Source organism: Pseudomonas sp. EL_65y_Pfl1_R83 (genome assembly GCF_963970695.1).
In the GTDB taxonomy this organism is placed as follows: Bacteria; Pseudomonadota; Gammaproteobacteria; order Pseudomonadales; family Pseudomonadaceae; genus Aquipseudomonas; species Aquipseudomonas tritici.
On record NZ_CAXAQI010000010.1, the window covers coordinates 15,365 to 28,394 of the forward strand.

Annotated in this window: 13 protein-coding genes; 8 read left to right on the forward strand and 5 right to left on the reverse strand. The window is 59.8% G+C overall.

Annotated features, from left to right (window positions below):
- Positions 1 to 48: 48 nt before the first annotated feature.
- Complete coding sequence (locus AACY08_RS15690; RefSeq protein ID WP_339470280.1) at positions 49 to 762, reverse strand: UTRA domain-containing protein; 714 nt, start codon at positions 760 to 762, stop codon at positions 49 to 51.
- Between the two features lie 347 nt (positions 763 to 1,109).
- Here AACY08_RS15690 and AACY08_RS15695 point away from each other — a divergent pair, with 347 nt between their 5' ends.
- The 6 genes from AACY08_RS15695 to AACY08_RS15720 all read left to right on the forward strand — a co-directional run bounded on the left by AACY08_RS15695 (position 1,110) and on the right by AACY08_RS15720 (position 6,461).
- Positions 1,110 to 2,186: an ABC transporter substrate-binding protein gene (locus tag AACY08_RS15695; protein WP_339470282.1), complete on the forward strand. Its 1,077-nt coding sequence runs from the start codon at positions 1,110 to 1,112 to the stop codon at positions 2,184 to 2,186.
- Positions 2,187 to 2,365: 179 nt separating this feature from the next.
- On the forward strand, positions 2,366 to 3,172 hold the full coding sequence (locus AACY08_RS15700) for an alkaline phosphatase family protein (RefSeq protein WP_339457006.1): 807 nt from the start codon (positions 2,366 to 2,368) through the stop codon (positions 3,170 to 3,172).
- Positions 3,169 to 4,005, forward strand: coding sequence for an ABC transporter permease (locus AACY08_RS15705; RefSeq protein WP_445262031.1), 837 nt, complete (start codon positions 3,169 to 3,171; stop codon positions 4,003 to 4,005). The genes AACY08_RS15700 and AACY08_RS15705 overlap by 4 nt, the downstream gene beginning before the upstream one ends.
- The gene (locus tag AACY08_RS15710; RefSeq protein ID WP_339414619.1) at positions 3,992 to 4,792 is read left to right on the forward strand and encodes an ABC transporter permease; all 801 of its coding nucleotides are present in this window, start codon (positions 3,992 to 3,994) and stop codon (positions 4,790 to 4,792) included. Before AACY08_RS15705 ends, AACY08_RS15710 begins: the two co-directional genes overlap by 14 nt.
- Positions 4,789 to 5,778 carry an ABC transporter ATP-binding protein gene (locus AACY08_RS15715; protein ID WP_339438569.1) on the forward strand — a complete coding sequence of 330 codons (990 nt, stop codon included), beginning with the start codon at positions 4,789 to 4,791 and terminating at the stop codon, positions 5,776 to 5,778. The genes AACY08_RS15710 and AACY08_RS15715 overlap by 4 nt, the downstream gene beginning before the upstream one ends.
- 29 nt (positions 5,779 to 5,807) lie before the next feature.
- Complete coding sequence (locus AACY08_RS15720; RefSeq protein WP_339470285.1) at positions 5,808 to 6,461, forward strand: HAD family hydrolase; 654 nt, start codon at positions 5,808 to 5,810, stop codon at positions 6,459 to 6,461.
- Positions 6,462 to 6,591: 130 nt separating this feature from the next.
- On the opposite strand, the gene AACY08_RS15725 is transcribed toward AACY08_RS15720, so the two are convergent.
- Entirely contained in the window at positions 6,592 to 7,554 is a 963-nt protein-coding gene (locus AACY08_RS15725; protein WP_339414622.1) for a zinc-binding dehydrogenase, read from the reverse strand.
- Between the two features lie 138 nt (positions 7,555 to 7,692).
- On the opposite strand from AACY08_RS15725, the gene AACY08_RS15730 reads away from it, so the two are divergent.
- The gene (locus AACY08_RS15730) at positions 7,693 to 9,774 is read left to right on the forward strand and encodes a carboxy terminal-processing peptidase (RefSeq protein ID WP_339470286.1); all 2,082 of its coding nucleotides are present in this window, start codon (positions 7,693 to 7,695) and stop codon (positions 9,772 to 9,774) included.
- A gap of 118 nt (positions 9,775 to 9,892) precedes the next feature.
- The gene (locus AACY08_RS15735; protein ID WP_339470288.1) at positions 9,893 to 11,662 is read left to right on the forward strand and encodes a bifunctional diguanylate cyclase/phosphodiesterase; all 1,770 of its coding nucleotides are present in this window, start codon (positions 9,893 to 9,895) and stop codon (positions 11,660 to 11,662) included.
- Here AACY08_RS15735 and AACY08_RS15740 read toward each other — a convergent pair.
- The 3 genes from AACY08_RS15740 to AACY08_RS15750 form a co-directional block, all read right to left on the reverse strand.
- Positions 11,659 to 12,030, reverse strand: coding sequence for a hypothetical protein (locus tag AACY08_RS15740; protein ID WP_005786715.1), 372 nt, complete (start codon positions 12,028 to 12,030; stop codon positions 11,659 to 11,661). The two genes, AACY08_RS15735 and AACY08_RS15740, sit on opposite strands and share 4 nt — an antisense overlap.
- Positions 12,027 to 12,365, reverse strand: a complete 339-nt coding sequence (locus tag AACY08_RS15745) for a helix-turn-helix domain-containing protein (protein WP_339470290.1) — start codon at positions 12,363 to 12,365, stop codon at positions 12,027 to 12,029. The genes AACY08_RS15740 and AACY08_RS15745 overlap by 4 nt, the downstream gene beginning before the upstream one ends.
- Positions 12,366 to 12,459: 94 nt before the next feature.
- Positions 12,460 to 12,918, reverse strand: coding sequence for a YkvA family protein (locus AACY08_RS15750; RefSeq protein WP_339414625.1), 459 nt, complete (start codon positions 12,916 to 12,918; stop codon positions 12,460 to 12,462).
- Positions 12,919 to 13,030 lie beyond the last annotated feature (112 nt).

Consider the following 13,030-nt stretch of genomic DNA (forward strand, 5'->3'; position numbering starts at 1 on the left):
ATGCCTGGCACGGTTCAACTGTGGTGTGTCATTCAGCACGGTGCGCGGCTACACAACATCCACGCCGACGTGGATGGCATCATGCCGCCAGAACTCCAGGTCGCAGTCGATCAGCCTATGGTGCTGGTCATAATTGACCCGGGCTATCCGCAAGCCCGGGCTGCCGACCGACACGCGCAACGCAGCGGCAGCCTCTACCGGCAGTGACGTCGGCACGATCTCGAAACGCACCCGACCATAGTGCAAGTCGTACTTGCGCGCATACAGTTCGGTCATCGACTGGTTCAGGTCGCAGTCCAGAATGCCCGGAAAATACTGCGGGTTCAGGTAGTGCTCCACATACAACACCAAACGCCCATCAATCCGCCGGCCCCGGCAGATCTGGATCACGCGGGACAACGCCGGCAACTGCAACCACGCACACACCGCCGCCGACGCCGGTTGCAGCCGTGCAGAGATCACTTCAGTGGAGGCCACTCGCCCCTGGTCGCTGACCATGGCGTGAAAGTGGCTGCGCTGCATCAGGTTGTAGGCCAGCCGTGGCGGCGAGACAAACCAGCCGCGACGTTCCTCACGATAGATCTGCCCTTGGGCCTCCAGTTGTAACAAGGCTTCCCGCACGGTAATCCGGGTGGTACCAAACAACTCGCTGAGCTTGCGTTCGGCGGGCAGTTTGCTTGCAGGCGGCAGCAGGCCATGGTCGATCTGCTCTTGCAGCGCCAGGCCGATGGATGTCACCGCCTTGATTGCCTCATCACGCATCAACGTTACCTATCTGGACTAGACCAGCACCGATCAGGTGCACAAACCGCTTCTTAATTGGGCTTGCGCTGCTGCGTGCCAGCCTAGGCATTACAGATGACCGACAGATGACAGGCCGCGTCGATCCCGCGCAGCACACCCTGCAATACATCGGCCAAGTCCAACCGTAGCGGGCACTTGGACGTGGTCTACGCTAAGCCTGCGCGCTGCGACATCTGCGCTTTGAAAACGACATCGACATGAAACTGTCATCCATCGCGTCTAGATTGGCTCAGGTATTGCTCTGACCTAGACCAACAACACCGTAGAAAAAACCGCCGCGTTGAAAACGCCCAAAGGAGCTTCGGATGAAACAGCTTTTCCTGGCATCACTGTTAGGCTCGACCATTGCCATGTGCACCGCCGCCATGGCCGCTGATACCGATCTAAAAACTCTGGAAGCCGCCGCGAAAGCGGAAGGCGCCGTCAACAGCGTCGGCATGCCCGATGACTGGGCCAACTGGAAAGGCACCTGGGAAGACCTGGCCAAGACCTACGGCCTCAAGCACATCGACACCGACATGAGCTCGGCCCAGGAAATCGCCAAGTTCAAGGCCGAAAAAGACAACGCCAGTGCCGATATCGGCGACGTGGGCGCGGCCTTCGGCCCGATTGCGGTGAAGCAGGACGTCACCCAGCCGTATAAACCGTCCACCTGGGCCCAGATTCCAGATTGGGCGAAAGACAAAGACGGTCACTGGGCCCTGGCCTACACCGGCACCATCGCGTTTATCGTCAACAAAAAGCTGCTGCACGGTTCCGAGGTGCCTACCAGTTGGGCCGACCTACAGACCGGCAAATACAAAGTGTCCGTCGGTGACGTAAGCACCGCGGCCCAGGCCTCCAACGCGGTACTCGCCGCCGCCATCGCCAACAAAGGCGACGAGAAGAACATCGGCCCAGGCCTGCAATTTTTCACCAAAATAGCCCAGCAAGGCCGTCTCGGCCTCTCCAACCCGACCATCGCCACCATGGAAAAAGGCGAAGTCGAAGTGGGTATCGTCTGGGACTTCAACGGCCTCAGCTACAAGGCCAAGATGGCCAACCCGGATGACTACGTGGTGCTGATCCCATCGGACGGTTCGGTTAAATCCGGCTACACCACCATCATCAACAAATACGCCAAGCACCCGAACGCCGCCAAGCTGACTCGCGAATACATCTTCAGCGATGCCGGCCAGCTCAACCTGGCGAAAGGCAACGCACGTCCGATCCGCGCGGAAACCGACCTGAAACTGCCAGCCGATATCGCCAAGAACCTGATCCCGGGCGAGCAGTACACCAAGGCCAACCCACAGCCGATCAAGGACGCGGATGCTTGGGAAGCGACTTCCAAGAAGCTGCCTCAGCTGTGGAACGAGCAGGTCATCGTAGAGATGAAGTAATCAGGCTCCCGGCTTGAAATGCAGTCAGTGTGGGAGCTGGCTTGCCTGCGATAGCGGTCTGACATTCAACATCTGTGTCGATTGATGCACCGCCATCGCAGGCAAGCCAGCTCCCACATTTTGACCCGGTTGCGCCAGAGAAATTGAGTCAAGCCTACTGTTGCGGAGCGCCAGCCCCCATGAAGCACAATGTCATCCTTGTGGTGCTCGACGGCCTGAACTTCGAGGTTGCCCGGCACGCCATGGGGCACTTGCAGGCCTATGTCGGCGCAGGACGCGCAGCCCTCTACAAACTGGAATGTGAACTGCCCGCCCTGTCCCGCCCGTTATATGAATGCATCCTCAGCGGCGTGCCTCCGATCCAGAGCGGCATCGTGCACAACAATGTCTCGCGCCTGTCCACCCAGCGCAGCATTTTCCATTACGCCACCGACGCAGGCCTTACCACTGCGGCGGCGGCCTACCACTGGGTCAGCGAGTTGTATAACCGCACGCCCTTTATTGCCGCCCGCGACCGTCATACCGACGACAAGGCGCTGGCGATCCAGCACGGGCATTTCTACTGGAATGACCACTACCCGGATTCCCACTTGTTCGCCGACGCCGAAAGCCTGCGCCTCAAACACACGCCGAATTTTTTGGTGGTTCACCCGATGAACATCGACGACGCCGGCCACAAGCACGGCCTCGACACCGCGCAATACCGCAACAGCGCACGCTCGGCCGACATCATCCTGGCTGATTACCTGCAAGCCTGGCTCGACGCCGGCTACCAGGTCCTGGTGACCGCCGACCACGGCATGAACAACGACCGCTCCCATAACGGCCTGTTGCCCGAAGAACGCGAAGTACCACTGTTTGTGCTCGGCGATGCGTTCAGCCTGGACACCACTGCCACGCCGAAACAAACCGACCTCTGCGGCACCGTCTGCGAACTGCTCGGCGTGCCCCACGACAAACCTGTATGCCGGGAGCTGTTGAAATGACCCGTGGCAAATGGCTGGCACTGCTGTGCCTGGTGCCTTTCGCACTGTTCTTTATCGTGTTCGAGATTGCCCCGCTCGTCTGGGTACTGATCAACAGCCTGCAGACCGAAGAAGCCGGCTGGGGCATGGAAAACTTCGTACGCATCTTCAGCTCGAAGTTCTACCTGCAAGCCATTCAGTTGAGCCTGGAGATCAGCTTCTACTCCAGCATTTTCGGGATCATCATCGCCACGCTGGGCAGCTACTCGTTGCGCCGGGTGGATTCGCCGCTGCGCAATTTCGTCACCGCCTTCGCCAACATGACCAGCAACTTCGCCGGCGTGCCACTGGCGTTCGCGTTCATCATCCTGCTGGGCTTCAACGGCAGCATCACCATCATGCTCAAGCAGGCGGGGATCATTCAGGACTTCAACCTGTATTCCAAAACCGGGTTGATCATCCTCTATACCTACTTCCAGATTCCGCTCGGCGTGTTGCTGCTGTACCCGGCCTTCGACGCGCTGCGCGAAGACTGGCGTGAGTCGGCCGCCTTGCTCGGCGCGAATGGCTGGCAGTTCTGGCGGCATATCGGCCTGCCGGTGCTCACCCCTGCCCTGCTCGGTACGTTCGTGATTCTGCTGGCGAATGCCTTGGGCGCCTACGCCACTGTCTACGCATTGACTACCGGCAACTTCAACGTGCTGCCGATCCGCATCGCGGGCCTGGTGTCCGGCGATGTGTCCCTCGACCCGAACATGGCCAGCGCCCTGGCCGTGGTGCTGGTGGCACTGATGACCGTGGTCACCGTGGTCCATCAACTGCTGCTCAAGAGGAGCTACCATGTCTCGCGCTGAAGCCGGCCCGGCCTCCCTCTACCATCGGGTAGTGGTGTGGTTGTTATTTGCGATCCTGGTGTTGCCGCTGGTGGGCACTTTTGTCTACTCCATTGCCAGCAGTTGGTCGGCGACCATTCTGCCCGCCGGTTTTACCCTGAAATGGTACGTGCAGCTGTGGAGCGACCCGCGCTTCTTGATAGCCTTTGGGCAATCGCTGCTCGTGTGCGTGGGGGCGCTGATCCTGTCGGTGGTGCTGATTCTGCCGCTGCTGTTCGTGGTGCATTACCACTTCCCCAAGCTTGATGCGCTGATGAACATCCTCATCCTGCTGCCCTTTGCGGTGCCGCCGGTGGTGTCGTCGGTGGGCTTGCTACAACTTTATGGCTCCGGGCCGCTGGCAATGGTCGGTACTCCGTGGATCCTGATCGGCTGCTACTTCACCGTAGCCTTGCCTTTCATGTACCGGGCGATCACCAACAACTTGCAAGCCATCAACCTGCGCGACCTGATGGACGCTTCACAATTACTCGGCGCCAGCACCTGGCAGGCCGCGATCTTTGTGGTGCTGCCGAATTTGCGCAAAGGCCTGATGGTCGCGCTGTTGCTGTCGTTTTCGTTCCTGTTCGGTGAGTTTGTGTTTGCCAACATCCTGGTGGGCACCCGCTACGAAACCCTGCAGGTGTACCTGAACAACATGCGCAACACCAGCGGCCACTTCACCAGTGCCGTCGTGATTTCCTATTTTTTCTTTGTGCTGGTGCTGACTTGGGCCGCCAACATCTTGAACAAGGACAAAAGCCAATGAGCTTCGTCAGCGTCCAACACCTGCAAAAAGGCTACGCCGGCACCCCGGTGTTCAGTGATATCAACTGCGAGATCGCCAAGGGTGAGTTCGTCACCCTGCTCGGCCCGTCCGGTTGCGGCAAGTCCACGCTGCTGCGCTGCATCGCCGGCCTGACCTCGGTGGACAGAGGGAAAATTCTGCTGGATGGGCAGGACATCGTCCCGCTGAGCCCGCAGAAACGAAACATCGGCATGGTGTTCCAGAGCTATGCGTTGTTCCCCAACATGACCGTGGAACAAAACGTCGCCTTCGGCCTGCGCATGCAAAAGGTCAACGCCGACGACAGCCATAAGCGCGTGCAGGAAGTGCTGCAGCTGGTGGAGCTCAAGGACCTCGCCGGCCGCTACCCGCACCAGATGTCCGGCGGCCAGTGCCAGCGCGTAGCGCTCGCACGTTCCCTGGTTACCCGCCCGCGCCTGCTGCTGCTGGATGAGCCGCTGTCGGCGTTGGATGCACGCATTCGCAAGCACCTGCGCGAACAAATCCGCCAGATCCAGCGCGAGCTGGGGTTGACCACGATCTTCGTGACCCATGACCAGGAAGAAGCCCTGACCATGTCCGACCGCATCTTCCTGATGAACCAGGGCAAGATCGTGCAAAGCGGGGATGCCGAAACCCTCTACACAGCACCCGTCGACGTGTTCGCCGCAGGTTTCATCGGCAACTACAACCTGCTGGACGCCGACAAGGCCACGCAACTGCTGCAACGTCCTTTCAACAGCCGCATCGCGATTCGCCCGGAGGCCATCGAGCTCAGCCGCACGGGCGAGCTGGATGCCCTGGTGCGCAGCCACAGCCTGCTGGGCAACGTGATTCGCTACCGCATCGAAGCGCGCGGCGTGGAATTGGTGGTGGACGTGCTCAACCGCTCGGCCGACGATCTGCACGCTGACGGGCAACGCCTGGCACTTACCATCGACCCAAGCGCCCTGTGTGAAGTAGCCTGATGCAACGTTTTATTGAGAGAGCATGACCGATGGCATTGGTAATTTTTGATCTGGACGACACGTTGATCCATGGCGACTGCGCCACCCTGTGGAGCGAGCAGATGGGCCGCCTGGGCTGGGTCGACCCTGAGTCGTTCATGCGCAAGAACAATGAACTGATGGACGCCTACAGCCAGGGCAAGTTGTTGATGGAAGACTTCATGGACTTCAGCCTGGAGCCGATGATCGGCCGCACGCCGGAGGAAATCGAGCATCTGGTGGAGCCGTGGCTCGAGGACGTGATCGAACCGTTGATCTACAGCGACGCCACCAAGACCATCGCGCGCCACCGTGCGAATGGCGACCGGATTCTAGTGATCTCCGCATCGGGCACGCATCTGGTTACGCCGATTGCGGCGCGGATCGGCATTGATGACGTGTTGGGGATCAACCTTGACGTCAGCCATGGCGTGTACAGCGGACGGACGGTGGGTGTGCTGACGTATCGCGAGGGCAAGATCACCCGACTGATGGAGTGGCTTGAGCAGGAAGGCGAATCGCTGGAAGGCGCGTACTTCTATTCGGACTCGCGCAATGATTTGCCATTGCTGCTGAAGGTGGATCATCCGCAGGTGGTGAACCCGGATCCGGTGTTGCGTTCCCACGCGGAACAAGCTGGCTGGCCGATCCACCACTGGACCTGATTCAACAGAAATCAAAATGTGGGAGCGGGCTTGCTCGCGCAGGCGGTGTGTCAGATGAAACATTCTTCACAGATACCCCGCCTTCGCGAGCAAGCCCGCTCCCACGTTTGGACTGCACTCCAAATTGAGATCAGTTCAACGTTTCATCAATCACCACCACCAACTTCCCGGAAATCTGATTGGTCGCCAACTCGGCAAACGCCGCCTCGGCATCCCCGATCGGGAAGGTCTTGGCCAGTTGCGGGCTCAACCGCCCTTCAACAAACAACGGCCAAACATGCTGGCTCAAATCACTGAACAGGTCCGCCTTGAACTGATCACTGCGGCTTCGCAGGGTCGAGCCCAACAGTTGAATACGCTTGCCGAGCACCTGCGCCAAGTCCAACTGCGCGTCGCGCCCGCCCATCAATCCGATCAACACCCAGCGCCCATCCAGCGCCAGCAGCTTGAGGTCCAGGGCTGCATAGCTGCCACCGACCGGGTCGAGGATCACATCGAACGGCCCGAAATCCCGCAGGCCTTCGATCCCGTCAGTACGCACCACGCCGCCTTGGGCGCCCAATGCCTCACAGTAGGCCAAGCGTTCCGCCGAGCCGACGCTGACCCAGCACGGGCTGCCAAACGCCTTGCACAGCTGGATCGCCGCCGAGCCCACGCCACTGGCGCCGGCATGCAACAACACTTTCTCGCCCGGCTTGAGGCTGGCCAGTTGGAACAGATTGAGCCACGCCGTGCTGTACACCTCAGGCAACGCCGCCGCTTCGATCAGCGACAAGCCCTCCGGGACAGGCAGCACATGCCGCGCGTCCACCACCACCTCTTCGGCCATGCCACCCCCGGCCAGCAGCGCGCAAACGCGGTCGCCGACTTGCCAGGATGAACCCGCCCCCACTTCGCTGATCACCCCGGAACACTCCAGGCCCAGCACGTGGCTGGCGCCCGGCGGGGGCGGATAAAGCCCTGCGCGCTGCAATAAATCCGCGCGATTGAGGCCCGCTGCCGCCACGCGAATGCGAACTTGGCCTACATCGCAGGTAGGACTGGCTTCTTCCAACCACTCCACATGACCGTCAACGCCTTGCAATGCTTTCACAGTGCCTCCATAGTGAGTCTGGACTGAGCCCGTAGCTGTATCGCCGGGCTTTTTGCATTATGCGACCGGACCATATGGAACCGGCTCCCTCAAAGACGGCCTAATATGCGTTATCAATTGCCCCCGCGTCGAATCAGCATGAAGCATTTGTTCCCCAGCACCGCCCTCGCTCTTTTCATTGGTCTCGGCTTCGCGTCGATGTCGACCAATACGTTCGCAGCCAACAGCTGGGACAAACTTCAGCCGGATCGCGATGAGGTGATTGCAAGCCTTAACGTCGTCGAGTTGCTCAAGCGTCATCACTACAGCAAGCCGCCTCTGGACGACGCTCGTTCGGTGATCATCTATGAGAGCTACCTCAAGCTGCTGGATCCGTCGCGCAGCTACTTCCTGGCCAGCGATATCGCAGAGTTCGACAAGTGGAAGACGCAGTTCGACGACTTCCTCAAGAGCGGCGACCTGCAGCCCAGTTTCACCATCTACAAGCGTTACCTGGACCGCGTCAAAGCGCGTCTGGACTTCGCCCTGGGTGAGTTGAACAAAGGCGTCGACAAGCTCGACTTCACCCAGAAGGAAACCCTTCTGGTAGACCGCAAGGACGCCCCTTGGCTGACCAGCACCGCCGCGCTCGACGACCTGTGGCGCAAACGCGTCAAGGACGAAGTGCTGCGTTTGAAGATCGCAGGCAAAGAACCAAAGGCGATTCAAGAGCTGTTGACCAAGCGCTACAAGAATCAATTGGCGCGTCTGGACCAGACCCGTGCCGAAGATATCTTCCAGGCCTACATCAACACGTTCGCGATGTCCTACGACCCGCACACCAATTATCTGTCGCCAGATAACGCCGAAAATTTCGATATCAACATGAGTCTGTCGCTGGAGGGCATCGGTGCCGTCCTGCAAAGCGACAATGACCAGGTCAAGATCGTGCGTCTGGTGCCGGCAGGTCCGGCAGACAAGACCAAGCAGGTCGCCCCGGCTGACAAGATCATCGGTGTGGCCCAGGGCGACAAAGAGATGGTCGATGTGGTCGGCTGGCGCCTCGACGAAGTGGTCAAGCTGATCCGTGGGCCGAAAGGCAGCGTGGTGCGCCTGGAAGTGATTCCGCACACCAATGCACCAAACGACCAGACCAGCAAGATCGTGTCGATCACCCGTGAAGCGGTGAAGCTCGAAGACCAGGCCGTGCAGAAGAAAGTCCTCAACCTCAAGCAGGATGGCAAGGACTACAAGCTGGGCGTGATTGAAATCCCGGCCTTCTACCTGGACTTCAAGGCCTTCCGTGCTGGCGATCCGGACTACAAGTCCACCACCCGCGACGTTAAGAAAATCCTGACCGAACTGCAGAAGGAAAAAGTCGACGGCGTGGTCATCGACCTGCGCAACAACGGCGGCGGCTCCCTGCAAGAAGCCACCGAGCTGACCAGCCTGTTTATCGACAAGGGCCCGACTGTGTTGGTACGCAACGCTGACGGCCGTGTCGACGTGCTCGAAGACGAGAACCCAGGCGCGTTCTACAAAGGCCCGATGGCGCTGCTGGTCAACCGCCTCTCGGCGTCGGCCTCGGAGATTTTCGCCGGCGCCATGCAGGACTACCACCGCGCCTTGATCATCGGCGGCCAGACCTTCGGCAAAGGCACCGTGCAGACCATCCAGCCGCTGAACCATGGCGAACTGAAGCTGACGCTGGCCAAGTTCTACCGGGTTTCCGGGCAGAGCACCCAGCATCAGGGCGTACTGCCGGACATCGATTTCCCGTCGATCATCGACACCAAGGAAATCGGCGAAAGCGCCCTGCCGGAAGCCATGCCGTGGGACACTATCCGCCCAGCGATCAAGCCGGCGTCGGATCCGTTCAAGCCGTTCCTGGCGCAGTTGAAGGCTGACCACGACACCCGCTCCGCCAAGGATGCCGAGTTCGTGTTCATCCGCGACAAGCTGGGCCTGGCCAAGAAGCTGATGGAAGAAAAAACCGTCAGCCTGAACGAAGTGGACCGTCGCGCGCAGCACTCCGACATCGAGAACAAGCAGCTTGTACTGGAAAACATCCGCCGCAAGGCCAAGGGTGAAGATCCACTCAAGGAGCTGAAGAAAGAAGACGAAGATGCGCTGCCAGCCGAGGCTGACAAAACCAAGCCGGAAGATGACGCCTACCTGGCCGAGACTGGCAGGATCCTGCTGGACTACCTGAAGATCACCAAGCAGGTGGCCAGACAGTAAACGATGGCGATTTAATGTGATCGCTCCTCGGAGTGTCATCATATAGACATCATTCTGTCGTGAAATGAAGGACCGCAGGTTTTCAGCCTGCGGTCCTTTTTTTTCGATCGAGATCGCCATGACCATGACAGAACAGCTGAATGCACTGGGCTCTATCCTGGCTCAAGGCAGTGTGCACAGCCTGTTCCAACCGATCATCAGCCTGTCCGAACGGCGCATCCTCGGCTACGAAGCCCTCAGTCGCGGCCCGTCCAACAGCCCGCTGCACTCCCCCGTCGCCCTGTTCTCGATTGCCAGCCAGGCCGGGCGCCTCAGCGAACTGGAGATCGCGTGCCGCGAAAGTGCCTGCCGGCGCTTCAGCGAGCAGAAGTTACCGGGCAAGCTGTTCCTCAACGTATCGCCACAATCGCTAATGGAAACCGCGCACCAACCGGGACGCACCTTGCAACTGCTGCATGACTTCGGCATCCCACCGAGCCAGGTGGTGATCGAACTCACTGAGCAAACCCCCACCAACGATATCGACCTGCTGCAGACTGCCTTGCACCACTACCGCAACATGGGTTTCTCGATTGCCCTGGATGACTTGGGCGCTGGGTATTCCAGCCTGCGGCTGTGGTCGGAGTTGCGCCCGGATTACGTGAAGATCGACCGGCACTTCATCGACGGCATTCATCAGGATGCGCTCAAGCGCGAGTTTGTCGGTTCCATCCTGCAAATCGCCAGGGCTTCGCGCGCCCAAGTGATCGCCGAAGGCATCGAGCTGCCCGAGGAGCTGGCGGTGCTGACGGAGATGGGCGTCGACCTGGTCCAAGGCTACCTGCTCTGCCGCCCGCAGGAACAACCGCCGCAGGAAGCACGGCTGATGTTACCCAAGCCCGACAGTGCCAACGTGGCACTGAACGATGAAGCCAGTGACCTCAGCGCCTTGCTCAGTGAACAACCGGCGGTAGACCAGGACACCGCCACCGCCCAAGTGCTCGAAGCGTTTCGCCGCCAGGCCAACCTCAATTCCCTGGCCGTACTGGATGGGCGCGGGCACCCGATCGGCATCGTCCACCGGCATTCGCTGTCAGATGCGCTGCTCAAGCCGTTCGCCACCGACCTGTTTGCGCGCAAGCCCATCAGCCGCTTGATGAGTACCGACTTTCTGGCGGTGGAGCTGAGTCAGTCCCTGCAACAGGTCAGTCGCTTGCTCACCAGCCGCGCACGGCAACGCATCGAAGAAGACTTCATTATTACGCTCAATGGCGACTACTTGGGCCTGGGCCGAGTGATCGACGTACTCAAGCTGATCACCGAGCTGAAAATCCAGCAAGCGCGCTACGCCAACCCACTCACCCTATTACCGGGCAACGTGCCGATCCAGCAATGCCTCACGCGCTTGCTGCAACAACAGCGCGAATCGGTGATCTGCTACGTGGATATCGACAGTTTCAAGCCGTTCAACGATATCTACGGCTACGGGCGCGGGGATGAGGTGCTGCTGTGCCTGGCGCAGTGCTTGAACGACCGCGTAGACCCTAGCCGCGACTTTGTCGGGCACATCGGTGGCGATGACTTTTTGTTGGTACTGGGCCCACAGGACTGGCGCAAGCGACTCAATCAACTGCTGGATGACTTCCACACCCAATGCCGACGCTTCTACCGCGCTGAACACCTTGATGCTGGCTGTTTCGTGGCACTGAACCGCCAGGGCGTGCGTCAGGAATTTGCGCTGCTGTCGCTGTCCATCGGTGTCGTGCATTTGTATCCACAGGCCTGTGGACAACTCGATGCCAGTCAGTTGGCGGAGCTGGCGTCGCAAGCCAAACATCACGCCAAGAATATCGCCGGCTACAGCATCCATGTGATCGACAGCATGGACACCTTGTCCCCGGCGCTCTAGGCCTCGGCAGACTCCGGGTACTCGTATTCGAATACCCGCACCACTTCCGAGGCGTGCCAGGAGGCCGCGGCCACGCCGTCGGATGGCCCGCTGAATCGCCCCAGGCGCTCCACACATTCAAAGAAACCGGTACGCGGCAGGCGGCTGGCGCCCTGGCTGATCACCAGCGAGCTGCGCAACGGCTGCTCGGCCTTGGCGTCCAGCGCGGCCAAGTGTTCCAGGGCGGCGGCCAGGGTTTGCATGGCCGGCGTGGGGAACTGCAAGCGCTCCAGCAACGCGCGGTAAGTCAGCAGATGGCGCTGGCGGCGCGCCTGGTCCAGTTCATTGAGTAACCCATCCCAGTGTTGACGACTGATACGTAGGCTCAAGATTCATCCCTCCAACCTGCAACGCCCAATTCCCAGGCCAGGCTGCGACGGATCGCGGCATCCGGCTGGCGCTCACCACTTTCAATCAATCCGAGATACGAGGGGCTGATACCCACGGTGCGGGCCAGGGTCTCGACCGCCAGGCCCTTGGCTTCGCGCAGGTCGCGCAAGTCTGCGAGCGGGCGCAGATCCTGCTCGGGAGCGGCTTGGGCAGTAGAAGAAGGAGGTGGCGAAGGTTGTTGCTGACCGGCAGCTTTTAGCAGCGCCTGATACTGATCCCATGGCAACACCGCGTATTCGGGTTCGCCATTCCGTGAAATTATCTGAATATCCATGACTGCCCCGTAGGATAACAACACTTACTGAGTAAGCTCTTTCCTTAGGAGTGTAATCCTAACAGCCACAAAGGTCGCAGGGGGATATGCCGTGTCATCCGTTTTTTTGCGGGTTTTCCTTGGCCAACAGGGCTGGCGTCGCTGGCAGACGCTCAACCACGGCGAGCTTTTCCGGACGCTGGGCGTCACGCCAGGCGCGAAAAGCGCTCAGTTCGCCGTCCAGTGTCTTCATAACCCATGCCAGCACGGCGATATCGTCGAGCATGCCGAACATGGGGATAAAGTCCGGGATCGCGTCAATCGGGCTCAGGAAATACATCAGCCCTGCGACCACTGAAATCAGCGCCTTGGGACTGATTGCGCGGTACTCGCCACGCCAGTAGGCCAGGCACAGGGCCTGGAGCAACTTGAAGTCATCCTTGAGCTTGCCCAGGCGATTGCCCTGGCTGGAGCCTTTGGCGGCGACAGCGAACAACAGCGTCGGTAAACGCCCACGACCCAGCAGGCGTGCGGCAATGGGCAGGAAACGGGTGAAATTGAAGGGTGGTTTCATCTGTCACTCCAGTTCCAGGCAACATAAAAGGTTATCCACACAAATTGTGGATAACCTTGTGAACAGAGCCTGTTTTATCGGCTGAAAGCCACGATTTACAAGGCTTTCAGTC